Origin of the sequence: Kitasatospora sp. NPDC059803 (assembly GCF_042732255.1) — a bacterium.
Lineage (GTDB): Bacteria > Actinomycetota > Actinomycetes > Streptomycetales > Streptomycetaceae > Kitasatospora.
Map to the genome: position 1 here is coordinate 1 of NZ_JBHWIJ010000072.1, position 18,425 is coordinate 18,425.

General features: G+C 72.8%; 14 protein-coding genes. 9 read left to right on the forward strand and 5 right to left on the reverse strand.

From position 1 onward, the window contains the following. Positions 1–233 precede the first annotated feature (233 nt). Both ACFV6I_RS14530 and ACFV6I_RS14535 read right to left on the reverse strand, forming a co-directional pair. Complete coding sequence (locus tag ACFV6I_RS14530; protein ID WP_380425450.1) at positions 234–2,132, reverse strand: ABC transporter ATP-binding protein; 1,899 nt, start codon at positions 2,130–2,132, stop codon at positions 234–236. 209 nt (positions 2,133–2,341) lie between these two features. Continuing rightward, positions 2,342–4,075, reverse strand: a complete 1,734-nt coding sequence (locus tag ACFV6I_RS14535; protein WP_063347530.1) for an ABC transporter ATP-binding protein — start codon at positions 4,073–4,075, stop codon at positions 2,342–2,344. Positions 4,076–4,434: 359 nt separating this feature from the next. Here ACFV6I_RS14535 and ACFV6I_RS14540 point away from each other — a divergent pair, with 359 nt between their 5' ends. Genes ACFV6I_RS14540 through ACFV6I_RS14550 form a run of 3 tightly spaced genes read left to right on the forward strand, consistent with a single transcriptional unit; the run spans position 4,435 to position 8,361 of the window. Further along, complete coding sequence (locus tag ACFV6I_RS14540; RefSeq protein WP_380425430.1) at positions 4,435–6,474, forward strand: AMP-dependent synthetase/ligase; 2,040 nt, start codon at positions 4,435–4,437, stop codon at positions 6,472–6,474. Between the two features lie 58 nt (positions 6,475–6,532). After that, a complete protein-coding gene (gene hemW / locus ACFV6I_RS14545; protein ID WP_380378505.1) occupies positions 6,533–7,762 on the forward strand; it encodes a radical SAM family heme chaperone HemW in 1,230 nt (409 codons plus the stop codon). A 41-nt stretch (positions 7,763–7,803) separates the two neighbouring features. Then, positions 7,804–8,361 (forward strand): Uma2 family endonuclease, encoded by a 558-nt coding sequence (locus tag ACFV6I_RS14550; protein ID WP_380425432.1) that lies wholly within the window; start codon positions 7,804–7,806, stop codon positions 8,359–8,361. 6 nt (positions 8,362–8,367) lie between these two features. Here the strand turns inward: ACFV6I_RS14550 and ACFV6I_RS14555 are convergent, their stop codons facing one another. From ACFV6I_RS14555 to htpX, 3 genes are all read right to left on the reverse strand, one after another. Further along, the gene (locus tag ACFV6I_RS14555) at positions 8,368–9,195 is read right to left on the reverse strand and encodes a DUF3097 domain-containing protein (RefSeq protein WP_380425434.1); all 828 of its coding nucleotides are present in this window, start codon (positions 9,193–9,195) and stop codon (positions 8,368–8,370) included. 24 nt (positions 9,196–9,219) lie between these two features. Beyond that, positions 9,220–9,804 (reverse strand): hypothetical protein, encoded by a 585-nt coding sequence (locus ACFV6I_RS14560; RefSeq protein WP_363369929.1) that lies wholly within the window; start codon positions 9,802–9,804, stop codon positions 9,220–9,222. Between the two features lie 68 nt (positions 9,805–9,872). Beyond that, on the reverse strand, positions 9,873–10,793 hold the full coding sequence (gene htpX / locus ACFV6I_RS14565) for a zinc metalloprotease HtpX (RefSeq protein ID WP_063347524.1): 921 nt from the start codon (positions 10,791–10,793) through the stop codon (positions 9,873–9,875). 263 nt (positions 10,794–11,056) lie between these two features. Between htpX and hrcA the strand changes: the two genes are divergently transcribed. From hrcA to ACFV6I_RS14595, 6 genes are all read left to right on the forward strand, one after another. Then, complete coding sequence (gene hrcA, locus ACFV6I_RS14570) at positions 11,057–12,091, forward strand: heat-inducible transcriptional repressor HrcA (RefSeq protein ID WP_063347523.1); 1,035 nt, start codon at positions 11,057–11,059, stop codon at positions 12,089–12,091. A 76-nt stretch (positions 12,092–12,167) separates the two neighbouring features. Then, complete coding sequence (dnaJ, locus tag ACFV6I_RS14575) at positions 12,168–13,307, forward strand: molecular chaperone DnaJ (RefSeq protein WP_063347522.1); 1,140 nt, start codon at positions 12,168–12,170, stop codon at positions 13,305–13,307. A gap of 114 nt (positions 13,308–13,421) precedes the next feature. Then, on the forward strand, positions 13,422–14,171 hold the full coding sequence (locus tag ACFV6I_RS14580; RefSeq protein ID WP_380425436.1) for a 16S rRNA (uracil(1498)-N(3))-methyltransferase: 750 nt from the start codon (positions 13,422–13,424) through the stop codon (positions 14,169–14,171). Between the two features lie 72 nt (positions 14,172–14,243). Continuing rightward, entirely contained in the window at positions 14,244–17,480 is a 3,237-nt protein-coding gene (locus tag ACFV6I_RS14585; RefSeq protein WP_380425438.1) for a PDZ domain-containing protein, read from the forward strand. Between the two features lie 120 nt (positions 17,481–17,600). After that, positions 17,601–17,954: a histidine triad nucleotide-binding protein gene (locus ACFV6I_RS14590; protein WP_063347520.1), complete on the forward strand. Its 354-nt coding sequence runs from the start codon at positions 17,601–17,603 to the stop codon at positions 17,952–17,954. Positions 17,955–17,959: 5 nt separating this feature from the next. Beyond that, positions 17,960–18,425: MBL fold metallo-hydrolase (locus ACFV6I_RS14595; RefSeq protein WP_380425440.1), on the forward strand; the 466-nt coding region annotated here is incomplete at its 3' end.

The window sequence follows — 18,425 nt, forward strand, 5'->3', positions numbered from 1 at the left end:
GGGGGGCCCCGCGCGGCCGCTTCCCCGCGGGCGGCGCCCCCGCCCGCGCGGCCCCCCCCCAACCCCCCCCCCCCCGGGGGGGGGGGGGGGGGGGGGGGCCCCCCCCCCCCCGGCCCCCTCCTCGTTCTCTCCACCGGAGCGGGCCGCCGCAGCTTCCCCGCCGCAGCGCGCCGCGGACGAGGAGCCGGGGCGGTTCGGGCCCGCCCCGGCTCGGCACCGGCGGTGTGTGACGGTCAGTCCACCTCGGCCACGGCCTCCGCGAACTGCGCCTGGTACAGCCGCGCGTAGGCGCCGTGCGCGGCGATCAGCTCGTCGTGCGAGCCCTGTTCGACGATCGAGCCGTTCTCCATCACCAGGATCACGTCGGCGTCCCGGATGGTGGAGAGCCGGTGCGCGATCACGAAGCTGGTGCGGCCGGTGCGCAGCCGGGCCATGGCCCGCTGGATCAGCACCTCGGTGCGGGTGTCGACGGAGCTGGTCGCCTCGTCCAGGACGAGGATCGACGGCTGGGCGAGGAACGCCCGGGCGATGGTGATCAGCTGCTTCTCGCCCGCGCTGACCCCGGCGCCGTCGTCGTCGATGACGGTGTCGTAGCCGTCCGGCAGGGTGCGCACGAAGCGGTCGACGTGGGCGGCCTTGGCGGCCTCGACGACCTGCTCGCGGGTGGCTCCCTGGGCGCCGTAGGCGATGTTGTCGGCGATGGTGCCGCCGAACAGCCAGGTGTCCTGGAGCACCATGCCGATGCCGGAGCGCAGTTCCTCGCGGGACATCGCGGAGACGTCGACCCCGTCGAGGGTGATCCGCCCGGAGCTGACCTCGTAGAACCGCATCAGGAGGTTGACCAGGGTGGTCTTGCCGGCGCCGGTGGGGCCGACGATGGCGACGGTCTGGCCGGGTTCGACCTTGAGCGAGAGGTCCTCGATGAGCGGCTTCTCGGGGTCGTAGCGGAAGGACACGTCCTGGAAGGCGACCCGGCCGTGGATGGTGTCGGGCCGCTCGGACACGGCCGGTTCGGGGGTCTGCTCGGGGGCGTCCAGCAGTTCGAAGACGCGCTCGGCGGAGGCGACCCCGGACTGCACCAGGTTGGCCATGCTGGCGACCTGGGTGAGCGGCTGGCTGAACTGCCGCGAGTACTGGATGAACGCCTGCACGTCGCCGATGGACAGCGCGCCGCTGGCCACCCGCAGGCCGCCGACGACCGCGACCAGCACGTACTGCAGGTTGCCGATCAGCATCATCGCGGGCTGGATGATCCCGGAGATGAACTGCGCCCGGAAGCTGGAGGTGTACAGCGCCTCGTTGTGCTCGCGGAAGGTCTCGGCGGACTCGCGCTGGCGGCCGAACACCTTGACCAGGGTGTGGCCGGTGTACATCTCCTCGATGTGCGCGTTGAGTTGGCCGGTGGACTTCCACTGCTGGACGAACTGGGGCTGCGCCCGCTTGCCGACCTTGGCGGCGACGACCACCGACAGCGGCACCGAGACCAGGGCGATCGTCGCCAGCAGCGGGGAGATCCAGAACATCATCGCCAGCACGCCGACCACGGTGAGCAGCGAGTTGACGACCTGTCCCATGGTCTGCTGCATGGACTGGCTGATGTTGTCGATGTCGTTGGTGACCCGGCTGAGCACCTCGCCGCGCGGCTGCTTGTCGAAGTAGCTGAGCGGCAGTCGGGCGATTTTGGCCTCGACGTCCTGGCGCAGCCGGTAGCCGGCCCGCTGGATCGCCGTGGTGGCCAGCCGGCCCTGGACGATGCCGAACAGGGCGGAGGCGAGGTAGATGACCAGCACCCAGAGCAGGACGGTGCCGATGGCGCCGAAGTCCATGCCCTGGCCGGGGGTGAAGTCCACCGAGGAGAGCAGGCCGGCGACGCCGCTCTCGCCGTGGGCGCGCAGCCCCTCGACGATCTGCGCCTTGGAGGTGCCGGGTTCGAAGCGGGCGCCGACGACGCCGGCGAAGATCAGGTCGGTGGCGTTGCCGAGGACCTTGGGGCCGGTGACGGCGCAGCCGATGCTGAGCACGCCGAGGGCCAGCACGCCGGAGATCAGGTTGCGTTCGGGGCGCAGCAGGGCGAGCAGCCGCTTGCCGGAGCCCTTGAAGTCCATGGACTTCTCGGTGCCCTGGCCGCCCATGAAGCGGCCCGGTCCGGCGGGGCCGCGGCGGGCGGCGGCGGCCTGCGAGTCGCTGGGCAGTTCGTCGGCGGGGTCCGCGGCCTTGGTGTCCGGGTCGGGTTGTGTGGTGTCCGTGGTCTCGGGGTCCGCGGTTCTGGTGTCCGCGGCCTCGGGGTCCGCTGTCGCGGTGTCCGCGGTCCTGGTGTCCGCGTCGGGCTTGCCGGGGGTGGTCACGCCGCCTCCTGCTCGGTGAGCTGGGAGAGCACGATCTCCCGGTACGTCGGGTTGTCGGCCATCAGTTCGTGGTGGGTGCCGGTGCCGACGACCGCGCCTTCGTCGAGGACGATGATCCGGTCGGCGTCGCGGATGGTGGAGACGCGCTGGGCGACGATCAGCACGGTGGCGTCGGAGGTCTCGCGGGCGAGGGCCTTGCGCAGCCTGGCGTCGGTGGCGTAGTCGAGCGCCGAGAAGGAGTCGTCGAACAGGTAGACGTCGGGCTGGCGGACCAGGGCCCGGGCGATGGCCAGGCGTTGGCGCTGGCCGCCGGAGACGTTGCCGCCGCCCTGGGCGATCGGGGCGTCCAGGCCTTCGGCCAGTTCCTCGACGAAGTCCTTGGCCTGGGCGATCTCCAGGGCGTGCCAGAGTTCCTCGTCGGTGGCGTCGGGCCGGCCGTAGCGGAGGTTGCTGGCGACGGTGCCGGAGAACAGGTAGGGCTTCTGCGGGACGAGGCCGACGCTCTCGGCGATCGTCTCGGGGGCGAGTTCGCGCACGTCGACGCCGTCGAGCAGGACCTGGCCGGAGGTGGCGTCGAACAGCCGGGGCACGAGTCCGAGCAGGGTGGACTTGCCGCTGCCGGTGGAGCCGATGACGGCGGTGGTCTCGCCGGGGCGGGCGGTGATGGCGATGCCGCGCAGCACCGAGGCCTCGGCGCCGGGGTAGCGGAAGTCGACGTCGCGCAGTTCCAGGTTGCCGCGGCGCAGCACCTCGGTGATCGGCGCGGCGGGCGGGACGACGCTGGAGGAGGTGCCGAGGACCTCCTCGATGCGCTCGGCGCAGACCTCGGCGCGCGGCACCATCATGAACATGAAGGTGGCCATCATGACGCTCATCAGGATCTGCATCAGGTAGGAGAGGAAGGCGGTGAGCGCGCCGATCTGCATGCCGCCGTTGTCGATCCGGTGGGCGCCGAACCAGAGCACGGCGACGCTGGAGACGTTCACGACCAGCATCACGGCCGGGAACATGAACGACATCAGCCGGCCGACCTGGAGGGCGGTGTCGGTGAGGTCCCCGTTGGCCTTGGCGAAGCGGGCCTGCTCGTGGTCGTCCTTGACGAAGGCGCGGATGACCCGGATGCCGGTGATCTGCTCGCGCAGGACCCGGTTCACGGTGTCGATCCGGGTCTGCATGCTGCGGAACTTGGGGCGCAGCGAGCGGACCAGGAGGAGGACGACGGCGCCGAGCAGCGGGATGACCGCGAGCAGCAGGCCGGACAGCGGCACGTCCTGGTTGAGGGCCATGATGATGCCGCCGACGCACATGATCGGGGCGGCCACCATGAGCGTGAAGCTCATCAGGGCCAGCATCTGGACCTGTTGGACGTCGTTGGTGGTGCGGGTGATCAGCGAGGGGGCGCCGAACTGGCCGACCTCGCGGGCGGAGAAGCTCTGCACCCGGTCGAAGACGGCGGCGCGGACGTCCCGGCCGAAGGCCATGGCGGTGCGGGATCCGTAGTAGACGGCGCCGATCGAGCAGAGCGCCTGGACCAGGGTGATGCCGATCATCACCCCGCCCACTTGCAGGATGTAGCCGGTGTCGCCCTTGACCACGCCGTCGTCGATGATGTCGGCGTTGAGCGTCGGCAGGTAGAGCGCCGCCAGGGTGGACACCAGTTGGAGCCCCACGAGCAGCGCGATCGGTCGGGAGTACGGGCGCAGGTACGCCCTGAGAAGTCTGATCAGCACTGGCACACTCTTGTCGTCGACGGGTGGATTCGCATCCCGATTCTCGTTCTTTGGTGGACTCGTACAGGAGATTCACGAGTTGTGGATCGCAGGTTTGCCCAGTCCTTTGCCGAACCGTACGGCGGGCCCGATTGCCCGGGTTCACCGGGGCGCGGGGCGGAGTCGTCGTCGGGCACCGGTGGCGCGGTGGTGTGCCGGCCGGGCCTCGCCCTCTTACGGAATGACCGGTTTCCCCCTAGGCTGCTGATTGCCCCCTTGTTACTCGCCGGTATCGCCAGGGTTGACCGGGGGCCCGGCGACCGCCCCCCACGGGCGCCGAAACCATCCCTCAGACGGCCACCCGCCCCCGGAGGTCCTCGTTGAGTTCCGCGCAGTCCCTGATCGACTCCGGCAGTGCCGACTTGGTCGCCGGGCGTCCCGCCTCCGTCGCCCACCTCTTCCTGGAGCGGGTCGCCGCCACCCCGAACGCCGAGGCCTACCGCTACCCGGCCCCGGTCGACGAGCACGCCGCGGACAGCGCCCCCGGCGCCGAGCAGTGGCGCTCGCTGACCTGGGCGCAGACCGCGGCCCGGGTCAAGGCGGTGGCCGCCGGGCTGATGGCGCTCGGCATCCAGCCGGAGGACCGGGTGGCGCTCGCCTCCTCCACCCGGCTCGAATGGATCATCGCCGACCTCGGGAACATGTGCGCGGGTGCCGCCACCACGACCGTCTATCCCAGCACCAACGCCGACGAGACCGCGTTCATCCTCTCCAACTCCGGTTCCAGGGCGCTGTTCGCGGAGAACTCCGCCCAACTCGCCAAGGCCGTCGACCAGCTCGGACAGCTGCCCGAGCTGCGGACCGTCATCCTCTTCGACGCCCCCGAGGCGGGCGCCCCCGAGGCCGACGCCCCCGAGGCCGACGCCCCCGAGGCCGACGCCGCCGGGAGTGACGCCGCTGGGACTGATGCCGCCGAGGCGGGCGCCCCAGAGGCCAGTACCCCCGAGGCCGAGGGCCTGAACGTCCTCACCGTGCTCACTCTCGCCGAGCTGGAGCAGCGCGGCGCCGAGTACCTGGAGCAGCACCCGGACGCGGTCGAGAAGACCGTCGCCGCGCTCGACAAGGAGCAGCTGGCCACCCTCATCTACACCTCCGGCACCACCGGCCGCCCCAAGGGCGTGCGCCTGGTGCACGACTGCTGGGCGTACGAGGCCCGGGCCCAGGAGGCCAGCGGGCTGCTGCGCTCCGACGACGTCCAGTTCATGTGGCTGCCGCTGTCGCACGTGTTCGGCAAGACGCTGATCTCCGGCCAGATCGCCACCGGCCACGTGATGGCCGTGGACGGCCGGGTCGACCGGATCATCCACAACCTGCCGGTCATCCGGCCGACCGTGATGGCCTCGGCGCCGCGCATCTTCGAGAAGGTCTACAACGGCATCGCCGGCCGGGCCCGGGCCGAGGGCGGTGCCAAGTACAAGATCTTCCGGTGGGCCGCCAAGGTCGCCCGCGAGCACGCCCGCGCCGTCCAGGAGAGCCGGATCGCCACCGGTGCCGGCACCGCCCCGCTGGGCCTCAGGCTCCAGCACGGCCTGGCCGACAAGCTGGTCTACGCCAAGATCCGCGCGGCCTTCGGCGGCCGGCTGCGCGGCGCCGTCTCCGGCAGCGCCGCGCTCGCGCCCGAGATCGGCTACTTCTTCCTCGGCGCCGGCGTGCCGATCCTGGAGGGCTACGGCCTCAGCGAGACCAGCGCCGGCTCCTGCGTCAACCGTGAGGAGGACATCCGGATCGGCACCGTGGGCCGCCCGCTGCCCGGCACCGAGGTCCGGATCGCCGAGGACGGCGAGATCCTGCTGCGCGGCCCCGGCGTCATGCGCGGCTACCACGACCTGCCCGAGAAGACCGCCGAGGTGCTGGAGGCCGACGGCTGGTTCCACACCGAGGACATCGGTGAGCTCGGCCCCGACGGCTTCCTGCGGATAACCGACCGCAAGAAGGACCTGTTCAAGACCTCCGGCGGCAAGTACGTCGCGCCCAGCGAGGTCGAGGGCAGGTTCAAGGCGGTCTGCCCGTTCGTCAGCAACATCCTCGTGATCGGCAACGGCCGCAACTTCTGCACCGCGTTGATCGGCCTGGACGAGGCGGTCATCATGCCGTGGGCCGCCGAGCACGGGCTGAAGGGCAAGTCCTACGCCGAGGTGACCGCCGACCCGCAGGTGCACCAGCTGATCGAGGGCTTCGTCAAGCGGCTCAACGCCGACCTCCAGCGCTGGCAGACGATCAAGAAGTTCCACTTGCTGCCGCGCGATCTCGACATCGAGCACGGCGAGCTCACCCCGAGCCTGAAGATCAAGCGCCCGGTGGTCGAGCGGACCTACGCGGACGCCGTCACCGCGATGTACGCGGGCGCCAACGAGGCCTGATCGGCCCCGCCCCCGTACGGCTCACCGGTTCGGGTGAGCCGTACGGGACAATGGGGTCATGCCCTCCGCACTCCCCGACGGCGAACCGGTGCCGTCCGACGGTTCCCTGCCCGCATCCGCCCGCACCGGTCTCGGGCAGCGGCCGTTCGGCTTCTACCTGCACGTGCCCTACTGCGCCAGCCGCTGCGGCTACTGCGACTTCAACACCTACACCGCCACCGAACTGCGCTCCTCCGGGGCGGTCGCCTCCCAGGAGACCTACGCGGACAACGTGGTCGCCGAGATCCGGCTGGCCCGCCAGGTCCTCGGCCCGGTCGACCTGCCGGTGCAGACCGTCTTCCTCGGCGGCGGCACCCCCACCCTGCTGCCCGCTCGCGACCTGGTGAAGATGCTCGCCGCGCTGCGCGAGGAGTTCGGGCTCGCCGACGGCGCCGAGGTCACCACCGAGGCCAACCCGGAGTCCGTCGACCCGGCCTACCTGGCCGAACTGCGCGAGGGCGGCTACAACCGGGTCTCCTTCGGCATGCAGAGCGCCCGCCCGCACGTCCTGAAGCTGCTCGACCGCCACCACACCCCCGGCCGCCCCGAGGCCTGCGTCGCCGAGGCCCGCGCCGCCGGCTTCGACCACGTCAACCTGGACCTCATCTACGGCACCCCCGGCGAGTCCGACGACGACTGGCGCGCCTCCCTGGACGCCGCCATCGGCGCCGGGCCCGACCACGTCTCCGCGTACTCCCTGATCGTCGAGGACGGCACCAAGCTCGCCGCCCGGGTCAAGCGCGGCGAACTGCCGATGATCGACGACGACGTGCACGCCGACCGCTACCTCATCGCCGAACAGGCGCTCAGCGCCGCCGGCTACACCTGGTACGAGGTCTCCAACTGGGCCACCACCCCCGAGGGCCGCTGCCGCCACAACGAGCTGTACTGGACCGGCGCCGACTGGTGGGGCGCCGGCCCGGGCGCGCACAGCCACGTCGGCGGCGTCCGCTGGTGGAACGCCAAGCACCCCGCCGCCTACGCCCAGGCCCTCGCCGAGGGCCGCACCCCCGCCCTGGGCCGCGAGGTGCTCGCCGAGGAGGACCGCCGGGTCGAGCGCATCCTGCTGGAACTGCGCCTCGCCGAGGGCATCCCGCTCACCCTCCTCACCGACACCGGCCGCCACGCCGCCGCCCGCCACCTCGCCGACGGCCTCCTCGCCGCCGAGCCGTACGCCGGGGGCCGCGCCGTCCTCACCCTCCAGGGCCGCCTGCTCGCCGACGCGGTCGTACGTGACCTGGTGGACTGACATTCGTTAGCGTGGGTGTCAGCCGTCGGAGGGAGCGTGCGATGACCGCCATCGATGATCGGATGACCGGGATCTTCGAGAACCTGGAGGTGCCGGAAGGCGTCAAGGCCGAGCTCATCAGGGGGGAAATCGTGATGATGGCGGGGCCTGACATGGTCCACAACCTCATCGTCCTGGCGATTCAGCACCAGCTTCCGTACGGCCGGTGGCGTCCGCTCACGACCCAGGACCTGAGGATCCCCGGCCAGGCGAGCGAACCCCAGCCCGACCTGGTCGTCTTCGAACGCGGGGCGGTCGAGGAGCACGGACGACTGCTGCCGTCGCCTGCCGTCACCCTGGTGGTCGAGGTGGTGTCGAAGACCAGCGTCGATCGTGATTACCGGACCAAGCGGGAGCTCTACGCCGAGGGCACCGTTCCTGCGTACCTGATCGTGGACCCGATCAAGGGGGTCTGCGTGCTGCTGACCGAGTTGGGCAAGCACCCCGGGTCCGGGCTCCCGAGGTACATGTCCGAGCGGACCAGTAAGTTCGGGGAGCCCGTCCCCATCGGCCTGCTCGATATCGATCTGGACACCACGGACTTTCAGCAGTACGTCTGACCGACCTCACTCCGGAATCGTCACGAAGTCGATCAACTCCTCGACTTTGCCCAGCAGTTCCGGCTCCAGGTCCTTGTAGCTGTCCACCGTGGAGAGGATCCGCTTCCAGGCGGCGGGGGTGTTCACCGGCCAGCCGAGGCGGCGGCAGACGCCCTCCTTCCACTCCTCGCCGCGCGGGACGGCGGGCCAGCCGGGGATGCCGACGGAGGCGGGCTTCACGGCCTGCCAGATGTCGATGTACGGGTGGCCGACGACCAGGACGGCGTCGCCGGTGACCTGGGCGGCGATGCGGTGCTCCTTGGTGCCGGGGAGCAGGTGGTCGACCAGGACGCCGAGGCGCCGGCCCGGGCCGGGGGCGAAGTCGGCGACGATCGCGGGCAGGTCGTCCACACCCTCCAGGTATTCGACGACCACGCCCTCGATCCGCAGGTCGTCGCCCCAGACCCGCTCGACCAGTTCGGCGTCGTGCCGGCCCTCGACGTAGATCCGCGACTCGCGGGCGACCCGGGCCCGGGCGCCGGGGACGGCGACCGAGCCGGAGGCGGTGCGGCCCGGCGCGCGGGAAGGGGCGGGGCCGGCCGGGCGCACCAGGGTGACCGTCCGGCCCTCCAGCAGGAAGCCGTGCGGCACCAGCGGGAACACCCGGAGCTTGCCGAAGCGGTCCTCCAGGGTGACGGTGAAGCCCTCGGCGGTCTTCTCGCAGCGCACCACCGCGCCGCAGAAGCCGGTGGCGGCCTCCTCCACCACCAGGTCCCGTTCGGCGGTCACCTCCGGGGCGGGCTGCTGCTTCTTCCACGGCGGGGTCAGGTCGGGTCCGTACTGGCGGCTGTGCATGAAAGCGACTATACGGACGGACCGTCAGAGGCCCGGCGCGCCCCAGACCGGGAACCAGCGGCTGAGGTCCTTCTCCAGCCGCAGGTCGTTCCCGAGCGTCGCGTTGACCTGGAGCTCCAGCGGGCTGTTGCGCCGCTCCCCGCCGCCGGGCATCGGGGCGAAGGGGTAGAAGGTGCCGCGCTTGTAGAGGTAGACCAGGGCCAGCGACTGCCCGTCCGGGTTGCGGAAGCCGACCAGCGAGCAGAGCAGCTGCGGCCCGAAGCCGTTCGCCTCCAGCTCGCTGTTGACCGCGTGCAGGTCGTTGACCAGGTCCGGCAGTTCCTCGGGGGTGTGCCGGGCGAGCAGCCAGGAGTAGCCGTAGCCGTCCTTGGAGGCCTCGACCGGGACGCCGCCGCGCTCGGTGTCGGCGTCGAGCAGCGCCCGCACCTGTTGTTCGACCTGGCCGAAGGCCGCGCCCTCGACGGCGGCGAAGCAGACCGAGCCGAGCCCGGTGGGGGTGAACCCGGCCGCGGCCTCCAGGGTGAGGGCGGCGGACGGGACGCCGAACAGCTGGTCGAGGTCGGGCTTGACGGGCTTGGTGCGCCCGAACAGGGTGTCCAGGATTCCCACGGCGGTCCTTTCGGGGGAGGGAGTCGGGAGGAGCCAGGGGGGCGGGAGGGCCGCAGGGGGCCGGGGCCTCAGCGGCCGAGCTGCTCGGAGATCTTCGCCAGCTCCGCGAGCCGCTTCTCCAGCGTCGGGTGGGTGGAGAACAGCTGCGAGGCGGTCTCCCGGGCGCTCAGCGCGGGGGCGAAGTAGAAGGCGTTGTAGGGCTGTGCCTGGCGCAGGTCCTTGCTGGGGATGGCGGCGATCTGGCCGGTGACCTTGGTGAGCGCGGAGGCGAGGGCGCTGGGCCGGCCGGTGAGCTGGGCGGCGGCGCGGTCGGCGGCGAGTTCCCGGTAGCGGGACAGGAGCCGGGTGAGCAGGAAGCTGATGGCGTAGACGACCATCGACACCAGCGGGATGATCAGGGCGACGATGGCCGCGTTCTGGTCGTTGTTGTTGCGGTTGCCGCCCATGAACCCGCCGTACATGGCGATCCGGGTCATGGCCCCGGCGAGGACGCCGAGGAAGCCGGCGATGGTCATCACCGCGACGTCCCGGTGGGCGACGTGGGACAGCTCGTGGGCGAGGACGCCCTCCAGTTCCTCGGGCTCCAGCCGGCGCAGCAGGCCGGTGGTGACGCACACCACGGCGTTCTGCGGGTTGCGGCCGGTGGCGAAGGCGTTCGGCATGTCGTTGTCGGCGACCGCCACCCGGGGTTTGGGCATGTCGGCCAGCGCGCAGAGCCGGTCGATGGTGCCGTGTAGTTGCGGGTACTGCTCAGGGGTCACCTGGTGGGCGCCCATGGCCCGTTCGGTGATCTTGTCGCTGAACCAGAACTGGGCCACGAACAGCCCGCCGGAGATCAGGACGATCAGTGGCCAGGCGCCGCGCAGCAGCACGATCAGCAGACCGGTGAAACCGACGTACAGCAGCCCGATCACGAACATCGTCACGACCATGCGGCCGGTCAGGCCGCGGTCGGGCGCGAAACGGGTGTGCTGGCCCGAGCTCGACATTGCTTGCTCCTCCATTCGCCGTCGTCTTCGATGCTGCCACCCGGACGGCCCTGCGGCACCACCCCCGCGCCGGGAACTGCGGGCAGGATCACTCCGGCCGGGCCGTTCCTGCCGTTGGGCCCGGGCCTTACACTGGCAGGTACGGTTTTGGCACTCGCAGGTTCAGAGTGCCAAAGCGGGTGCCGGAGCCGGGATCCTCCCGGAGCGGGCAGCAGCATGCGTGACACGAACGGACAACGTGCGAAGACGGAGGTGTGTGCCCCATGGCCGGTGAGGTTCGCCAGCTGGACGACCGCAAGCTCGCCGTGCTCCGCGCGATCGTCCAGGACTACGTGGGCACCGAGGAGCCGGTCGGCTCCAAGGCCCTGGTGGAGCGGCACAACCTCGGAGTCTCCCCGGCGACCGTGCGCAACGACATGGCGGCGCTGGAGGAGGAGGGCTACATCCACCAGCCGCACACCAGCGCCGGGCGCATCCCCACCGACAAGGGGTACCGCCTGTTCGTCGACAAGCTCGCCGAGGTCAAGCCGATGAGCGCCCCCGAGCGCCGGGCGATCCGGCACTTCCTGGACGGCGCCGTCGACCTGGACGACGTGGTCATGCGGACGGTGCGGCTGCTCGCCCAGCTCACCCGGCAGGTCGCGGTGGTGCAGTACCCCTCGCTGTCGCGGTCCACCGTCCGGCACATCGAGCTGGTGGCGCTGGCCCCGACCAAGGTGATGCTGGTCCTGATCACCAACACCGGCCGGGTCGAGCAGCGGATGGTCGACTGCCCGGGCCCGGTCGGCGAGACGGTCCTGGCGGACCTGCGGGCCCGGATCAACGCGCGGGCCGTCGGCCAGCGGCTGCCGGACGTGCCGGGGTTCCTGGAGGAGCTCCCGGCGGGTTTCGAGCCGCCGGACCGCCCGACCGTCAGCACGGTCCTGGCGACGCTGTTCGAAGCGCTCGCCGAGCAGAACGAGGAGCGGATCATGCTGGCCGGCACGGCCAACCTGACCCGCTTCGGGCACGACTTCCCCCTGACCATCCAGCCGGTGCTGGAAGCCCTGGAGGAGCAGGTCGTCCTGCTCCGTCTCCTGGGTGAGACGGCGGACGCCGCGATGACGGTCCGGATCGGGCGGGAGATCGCCTACGAGGGGCTGAATTCCACCTCGGTGGTGTCGGTCGGTTACGGTTCGGGCGACGAGAGCGTGGCCAAACTGGGTGTGATCGGTCCGACCCGGATGGACTATCCGGGCACAATGGGGGCGGTGCGTGCGGTGGCGCGGTACGTGGGCCAGATCCTGGCCGAGTCGTAGCACAGGCCGCCGTCGGAACCTCTGACGGCGGTGTCCAGTCGCAGCACTACTACAGGCGGAACAAGCGGAGCATTTGGTGGCCACGGACTACTACGCGGTACTCGGCGTCCGACGGGATGCGGGGCAGGACGAGATCAAGAAGGCCTTCCGACGCCTGGCACGCGAACTGCACCCGGACGTCAACCCGGACCCGAAGACGCAGGAGCGGTTCAAGGAGATCAACGCCGCTTACGAGGTGCTCTCCGACCCGCAGAAGCGCCAGGTCTACGACCTCGGCGGTGACCCGCTCTCGCCGGGCGGCGGGGGCGCGGGCGGCTTCGGCGCGGGGGCGGCCGGCTTCGGCTTCTCCGACATCATGGACGCCTTCTTCGGCGCCGCGGCCGGCCAGCGCGGCCCGCGCTCGCGCACCCGCCGCGGCCAGGACGCCATGATCCGGCTGGAGATCACCCTGGAGGAGGCCGCCTTCGGCACCACCAAGGAACTCCAGGTCGACACGGCCGTCACCTGCACCACGTGCAGCGGTGAGGGCGCGGCCCCCGGCACCTCCGCGCAGACCTGCGACATGTGTCGCGGCAGGGGCGAGGTGTCCCAGGTCACCCGGTCGTTCCTGGGCCAGGTCATGACCTCCCGGCCCTGCCCGCAGTGCCAGGGCTTCGGCACCGTCGTGCCGACCCCGTGCCCGGAGTGCGCCGGCGACGGCAGGGTCCGCGCCCGGCGCACCCTGACGGTCAAGATCCCGGCCGGTGTCGACAACGGCACCCGGATCCAGCTGGCCGGCGAGGGCGAGGTCGGCCCCGGCGGCGGCCCGGCCGGCGACCTGTACGTCGAGATCGCCGAGACGACCCACACCGTCTTCCAGCGGCGCGGGGACGATCTGCACTGCACCGTCACCATCCCGATGACGGCCGCGTCCCTCGGCACCCAGGTGCCGCTGCAGACCCTGGACGGGCTGGAGGAGCTCGACATCCGGCCCGGCACCCAGTCCGGCCAGTCGATCCCGCTGCACGGCCGCGGCATCACGCACCTGCGCGGCGGCGGACGAGGCGACCTGATAGTGCATGTCGAGGTGCAGACGCCCACCAAGCTCGACCCCGAGCAGGAGGAGCTGCTGCGCCGGCTCGCGGTGCTGCGCGGCGAGGAGCGGCCGTCCGGCCAGTTCGCGCCGGGCCAGCAGGGCCTGTTCTCGCGCCTCAAGGACGCGTTCAACGGCCGCTAGGCCCTAGGACCCAGCCCGGGCCGCCAGGCCCTGGCCGTCCGCGCGGGGGTGCCGGGTTCTGCCCGGCGCCCCTTTCGCGTTCCCGATCCGCCCCACCCCCCGGAGGTTCCCCGCATGACCGCCCCCGTCTTCGTCGTCGAGACCGAGCGGATCGCCGCCGCCGCGCCCGGCTCCGTGGTGCGCCTCGACGGGCCGGAGGGGCGGCACGCGGCCGCGGTGAAGCGGCTGGCGGCGGGCGAGGCGGTGACCCTCGCCGACGGGCTGGGCCTCGGGGTGGACGGGACGGTCGCTACGGTGCTCGGCAAGGACGCGATCGACGTCACGGTGGCCGCCGTCCGCCGGGAGCCCGAGCCGGCGCCGCGGATCGTCGTCGTCCAGGCGCTGCCCAAGGGCGACCGCGGCGAGCTCGCGGTGGAGACCATGACCGAGGTCGGCGTGGACGTGATCGTCCCGTGGGCCGCCTCGCGCTGCATCACGCAGTGGAAGGGCGAGCGGGGCGCCAAGGCGCTGGCCAAGTGGCGGGCCACCGCCCGGGAGGCCGGCAAGCAGTCCCGTCGGCTGCGCTTCCCCGAGGTGCGCGAGCCGGCGACCACCCGGCAGCTGGCGCCGCTGCTGGCCCAGGCCGCGTTCGCCGCCGTGCTGCACGAGGAGGGCGCCGAGCCGCTGGCGCTGGCCGCGCTGCCCGCGGCCGGGGACGTGGTGCTGGTGGTCGGCCCGGAGGGCGGGGTCTCCCCGGAGGAGCTGGCCGCGTTCGCCGAGGCGGGCGCCGGGCCGTACCGGCTGGGCCCCTCGGTGCTGCGCACCTCCACCGCCGGGGTGGCCGCCGGCGCCCTGCTGCTGGGGCGCACCGGCCGCTGGTCGTAGCCGGCCCGCCCGTGCGGTCGGAGTCTGTCCGAACCGGCCCGCGCCGTGCGCGCGCGTGCCTACGCTGACCGCGTGACGGAACCCCTGAGCACCTCTGCGGGCGCCTACCTGCGCCACCCCCATCTGCACGGTGACCTGGTCACCTTCGTCGCCGAGGACGACGTCTGGCTGGCCCCGCTGGACGGTGGCCGGGCCTGGCGGCTGACGGCCGATCACCTGCCCGTCCGGTACCCCCGGTTCGCCCCCGACGGGCGGCACATCGCCTTCACCTCCACCCGGGACGGCGCGCCCGAGGTGCACGTGGTGCCGGTGGACGGCGGGCCGTCCCGGCGGCTCACCCACTGGGGCAGCGAGCAGACCGAGGTGCGGGGCTGGACGGCCGACGGGCGCCCGATCGCCCTCACCACCGCCGGTGAGGCGACCCTGCGCCGCAGCTGGGCGCACGCCGTGCCGCTGGACGGCGGCGAGTCGGTGCGGCTGCCGTACGGGCCGGTCGGCGGGCTCGCCTTCGAGCCGGGCGGCGACCGCGTGCTGCTGGGCACCGTCAACAACCGCGAGCCGGCCTGGTGGAAGCGCTACCGGGGCGGCCGGGCGGGCAAGTTGTGGATCGGGCGGGACGAATTCGTCCGCGTCCACGAGGAGTTGGACGGCCAGCTCGACTCGCCGCTGTGGGTGGGGGAGCGGATCGCCTTCCTCTCCGACCACGAGGGCGTCGGCGAGCTCTACTCCAGCCTCCCGGACGGCTCCGACCTGCGCCGCCACACCACCGACCCGGACGGCTTCTACGCCCGCAACGCCGGCACCGACGGCACCCGGGCGGTGTTCCACCGGGCCGGCGACGTCTGGCTGCTGGACGACCTGGCGGGAGCCGCGCCCCGCCGCCTCGACATCCGGCTGGCCGGCCCGCGCAGCGGCCGCCGCCCCCGCCCGGTGCACGCCGCGCACTGGCTGGAGTCCGCCGCCCCCGACCGCACCGGCCGGGCCGGCGCCGTGGTGGTGCGCGGCGACGTGCACTGGCTGACCCACCGCGAGGGCCCGGCCCGGGTGCTGGACGAGACCCCGGGGGTGCGCGGGCGGCTGGCCCGGGTGGTGCCGGGCGAGGACGGCGCCCAGGGCGTGCTGTGGGTGTCCGACGCCGAGGGCGAGGACGCGCTGGAGTTCGCCCCCGACGCCCAGGGCGCCGAGCGCCGCCGGCTGGCTGCCGGGCGGATCGGCCGGGTCAACTCCCTGGCGGTGTCCCCGGACGGCAGGCAGGCCGCGCTCGGCGTGCACGACGGCCGGGTCCTGCTGGTCGCGCTCGCCGACGGCACCGTGCACGAGCTGGACCGCAGCGCAGACGGCGAGGTCGGCGGGCTGGCCTTCAGCCCGGACTCGGCCTGGCTGGCCTGGTCGCGGCCGGTGCACCGGCTGGGCCCGTACTCGCTGCGCCAGATCGTGCTGGCCGACCTGGCGACCCGGACGGTCGGCGAGGTCACCCAGGAGCGCTTCATCGACACCTCGCCGGCCTTCACCGCGGACGGCCGCTACCTGGCGTTCCTGTCGGTGCGCAACTTCGACCCGGTCTACGACTCGCACGTCTTCGACCTGTCGTTCCCCAACGGCTGCCGCCCGTACCTGATCACGCTGGCCGCCGACACGCCGTCCCCGTTCGGGCCGCAGCGGGCCGGGCGCCCGCTCGGCGGGGAGGAGGACGAGCCGCGCGGCAGGAAGGCGGACGGCGAGGAGGCCGCCGGCGACGCCGCGCCGGTGACCAGGGTCGACCTGGACGGCATCGCGGACCGGATCGTCCCGTTCCCGGTCGAGGGCGGCCGGTTCGACGCGCTCAGGGCCGCCAAGGACGGCGTGCTGTGGACCCGCGCCCCGCTGCTCGGCGAACTCGGCGACGAGGCGGCCTCGCCCGAGGACGAGCGGCCCCGGCCGGTGCTGGAGCGCTTCGACCTGAAGAAGCGCCGCGTCGAGCAACTGGTGCACGGCGTGGACGGCTTCGCGGTCAGCGGGGACGGCACCTGGGTGGCCGTGCTGGACGGGGGCGAGCTGCGGATCGTCCCGGCCGAGCACAAGGCGGGCGGCGAGGACGACGAGGTGGGCGTCGACCTGACCCGGCTGCGGGTCACCGTCGACCCGGCCGCCGAGTGGCGGCAGATGTACGCCGAGAACGGCCGCCTGATGCGCGACAACTTCTGGCGCCCCGACCTCGGCGGCGTCGACTGGGCCGGCGTGCTGGACCGCTACCGGCCGCTCGTGGAACGCCTCGGCTCGCACGACGACCTGGTCGACCTGCTCTGGGAGGTGCACGGCGAACTCGGCACCTCGCACGCCTACGTCGTCCCGTACGGCCGGTACACCGAGCCCGCTCGGCGCCAGGGCCTGCTCGGCGCGGATCTCGCCAGGGACGGCGACCGGTGGCGGATCGCCCGCATCCTGCCCGGCGAGTCCTCCGACCCCCGGGCCCGCTCGCCGCTGGCCGCGCCCGGCGCCGCGATCCGCCCGGGCGACGCGGTCCTCGCCGTCAACGGCCGCCCGGTGGACCCGGTCACCGGCCCGGCCCCGCTGCTGGCCGGCACCGCCGGGCAGCCGGTCGAGCTGACCGTGGCCGGCAAGGACGGCACCGACCAGCGCCACCCGGTGGTCGTCCCGATCGCCGACGAGGAGCCGCTGCGCTACCACGACTGGGTGGCCGGGCGGCGGGCCGCGGTGCGCGAGCTGTCCGGCGGCCGGCTCGGCTACCTGCACATCCCCGACATGCAGTCGGCCGGCTGGGCCCAGATCCACCGGGACCTGGCCGTGGAGCTGGCTAGGGACGGCGTGATCGTCGACGTCCGGGAGAACCGCGGCGGCCACACCTCGCAGCTGGTGATCGAGAAGCTCGCCCGCCGGATCGTCGGCTGGAACGCCATCCGGGACACCGACCACCCGGTGCCCTACCCCCTCGACGCCCCGCGCGGGCCGGTCGTCGCGCTCGCCAACGAGTTCTCCGGCTCGGACGGCGACGTCGTCAACGCCGTCATCCAGACGCTCGGCATCGGCCCGGTGGTCGGCACCCGCACCTGGGGCGGGGTGATCGGCATCGACAGCCGCTACCACCTGGTCGACGGCACCCTCGTCACCCAGCCCAAGTACGCGTACTGGCTGGAGAACTACGGCTGGGGCGTGGAGAACCACGGCGTCGACCCGGACGTCGAGGTGCCGATGGCCCCGCACCAGTGGGCCGCCGGCGAGGACCCGCAGCTGGCCGAGGGCGTGCGGATCGCCCTCGCCGCGCTCGCCGCGGCCCCGCCCCGCACGGCCCCGCCGATGCCCTGGGCGTAGGGCGCGCCCCCGTCGCCCTCGGCGGGCGGGAGAGCAGCCGAACGGGAGGTCGGCCCGGCCGACTTCCCGCTAGGCTGCGCCCGTACGGCCCCAGACCAGACACGAACCGAGGAGAAGCCGATGGCCGGCGAGCCGCAGCCCGACTGCCTGTTCTGCAAGATCGTTGCGGGCGAGATCCCGGCGACCGTGGTGCGCAAGACCGAGCGCGTCCTCGCCTTCCGCGACATCGCCCCCAAGGCGCCGCTGCACGTCCTGGTCATCCCGCACGTCCACTACCCGAACGCCGCCGCGCTGGCCGCCGCCGAGCCGGAGATCGCCGGTGAACTCCTCGCCGAGGCGGGCGCGGTGGCCAGGGACGAGGGCGTCGAGGACTACCGGCTGATCTTCAACACCGGCGCCGGCGCCGGCCAGACGGTCTTCCACGCCCACGTCCACGTGCTCGGCGGCAAGCCGATGACCGAGAGCATGGTCTGACCTACGTGTCACAGCGCGAACTCGTCGTCCTCGGCACCGCCAGCCAGGTGCCCACCCGGCACCGCAACCACAACGGCTACCTGCTCCGCTGGGACGGCGAGGGCCTGCTGTTCGACCCCGGCGAGGGCACCCAGCGGCAGATGCTGCTGGCCGGCGTCTCGGCCACCCAGATCACCCGGATCGCCGTCACGCATTTCCACGGCGACCACTGCCTGGGCCTCGCCGGGGTGATCCAGCGGATCAACCTGGACCGCGTCCCCCACCCGGTGGACGTCTACTTCCCGGCCTCCGGCGAGGTCTACTTCGAGCGGCTGCGGCACGCCACCGCCTACCACGAGACGGCCGTCCTGCGGCCCCGGCCGATCGACGAGCCGGGCCCCCAGCCCGCCCCCCCGGCCCCCCTCGCGCGGCACCCCCGCCGCGTCTACCACCCCCTCGGGGGCCTGCGCTACCCGCGGGGCGGCCCCGCCG

Bases quoted from the DNA above. Each gene is read 5' to 3' on its own strand.
- ACFV6I_RS14530 (WP_380425450.1), bottom strand. From the start codon at position 2,132: ATGGGCGGCCAGGGCACCGAGAAGTCCATGGACTTCAAGGGCTCCGGC.
- hemW (WP_380378505.1), top strand. From the start codon at position 6,533: ATGCCCTCCGCACTCCCCGACGGCGAACCGGTGCCGTCCGACGGTTCC.
- ACFV6I_RS14550 (WP_380425432.1), top strand. From the start codon at position 7,804: ATGACCGCCATCGATGATCGGATGACCGGGATCTTCGAGAACCTGGAG.
- ACFV6I_RS14555 (WP_380425434.1), bottom strand. From the start codon at position 9,195: ATGCACAGCCGCCAGTACGGACCCGACCTGACCCCGCCGTGGAAGAAG.
- htpX (WP_063347524.1), bottom strand. From the start codon at position 10,793: ATGTCGAGCTCGGGCCAGCACACCCGTTTCGCGCCCGACCGCGGCCTG.
- hrcA (WP_063347523.1), top strand. From the start codon at position 11,057: ATGGCCGGTGAGGTTCGCCAGCTGGACGACCGCAAGCTCGCCGTGCTC.
- ACFV6I_RS14580 (WP_380425436.1), top strand. From the start codon at position 13,422: ATGACCGCCCCCGTCTTCGTCGTCGAGACCGAGCGGATCGCCGCCGCC.
- ACFV6I_RS14590 (WP_063347520.1), top strand. From the start codon at position 17,601: ATGGCCGGCGAGCCGCAGCCCGACTGCCTGTTCTGCAAGATCGTTGCG.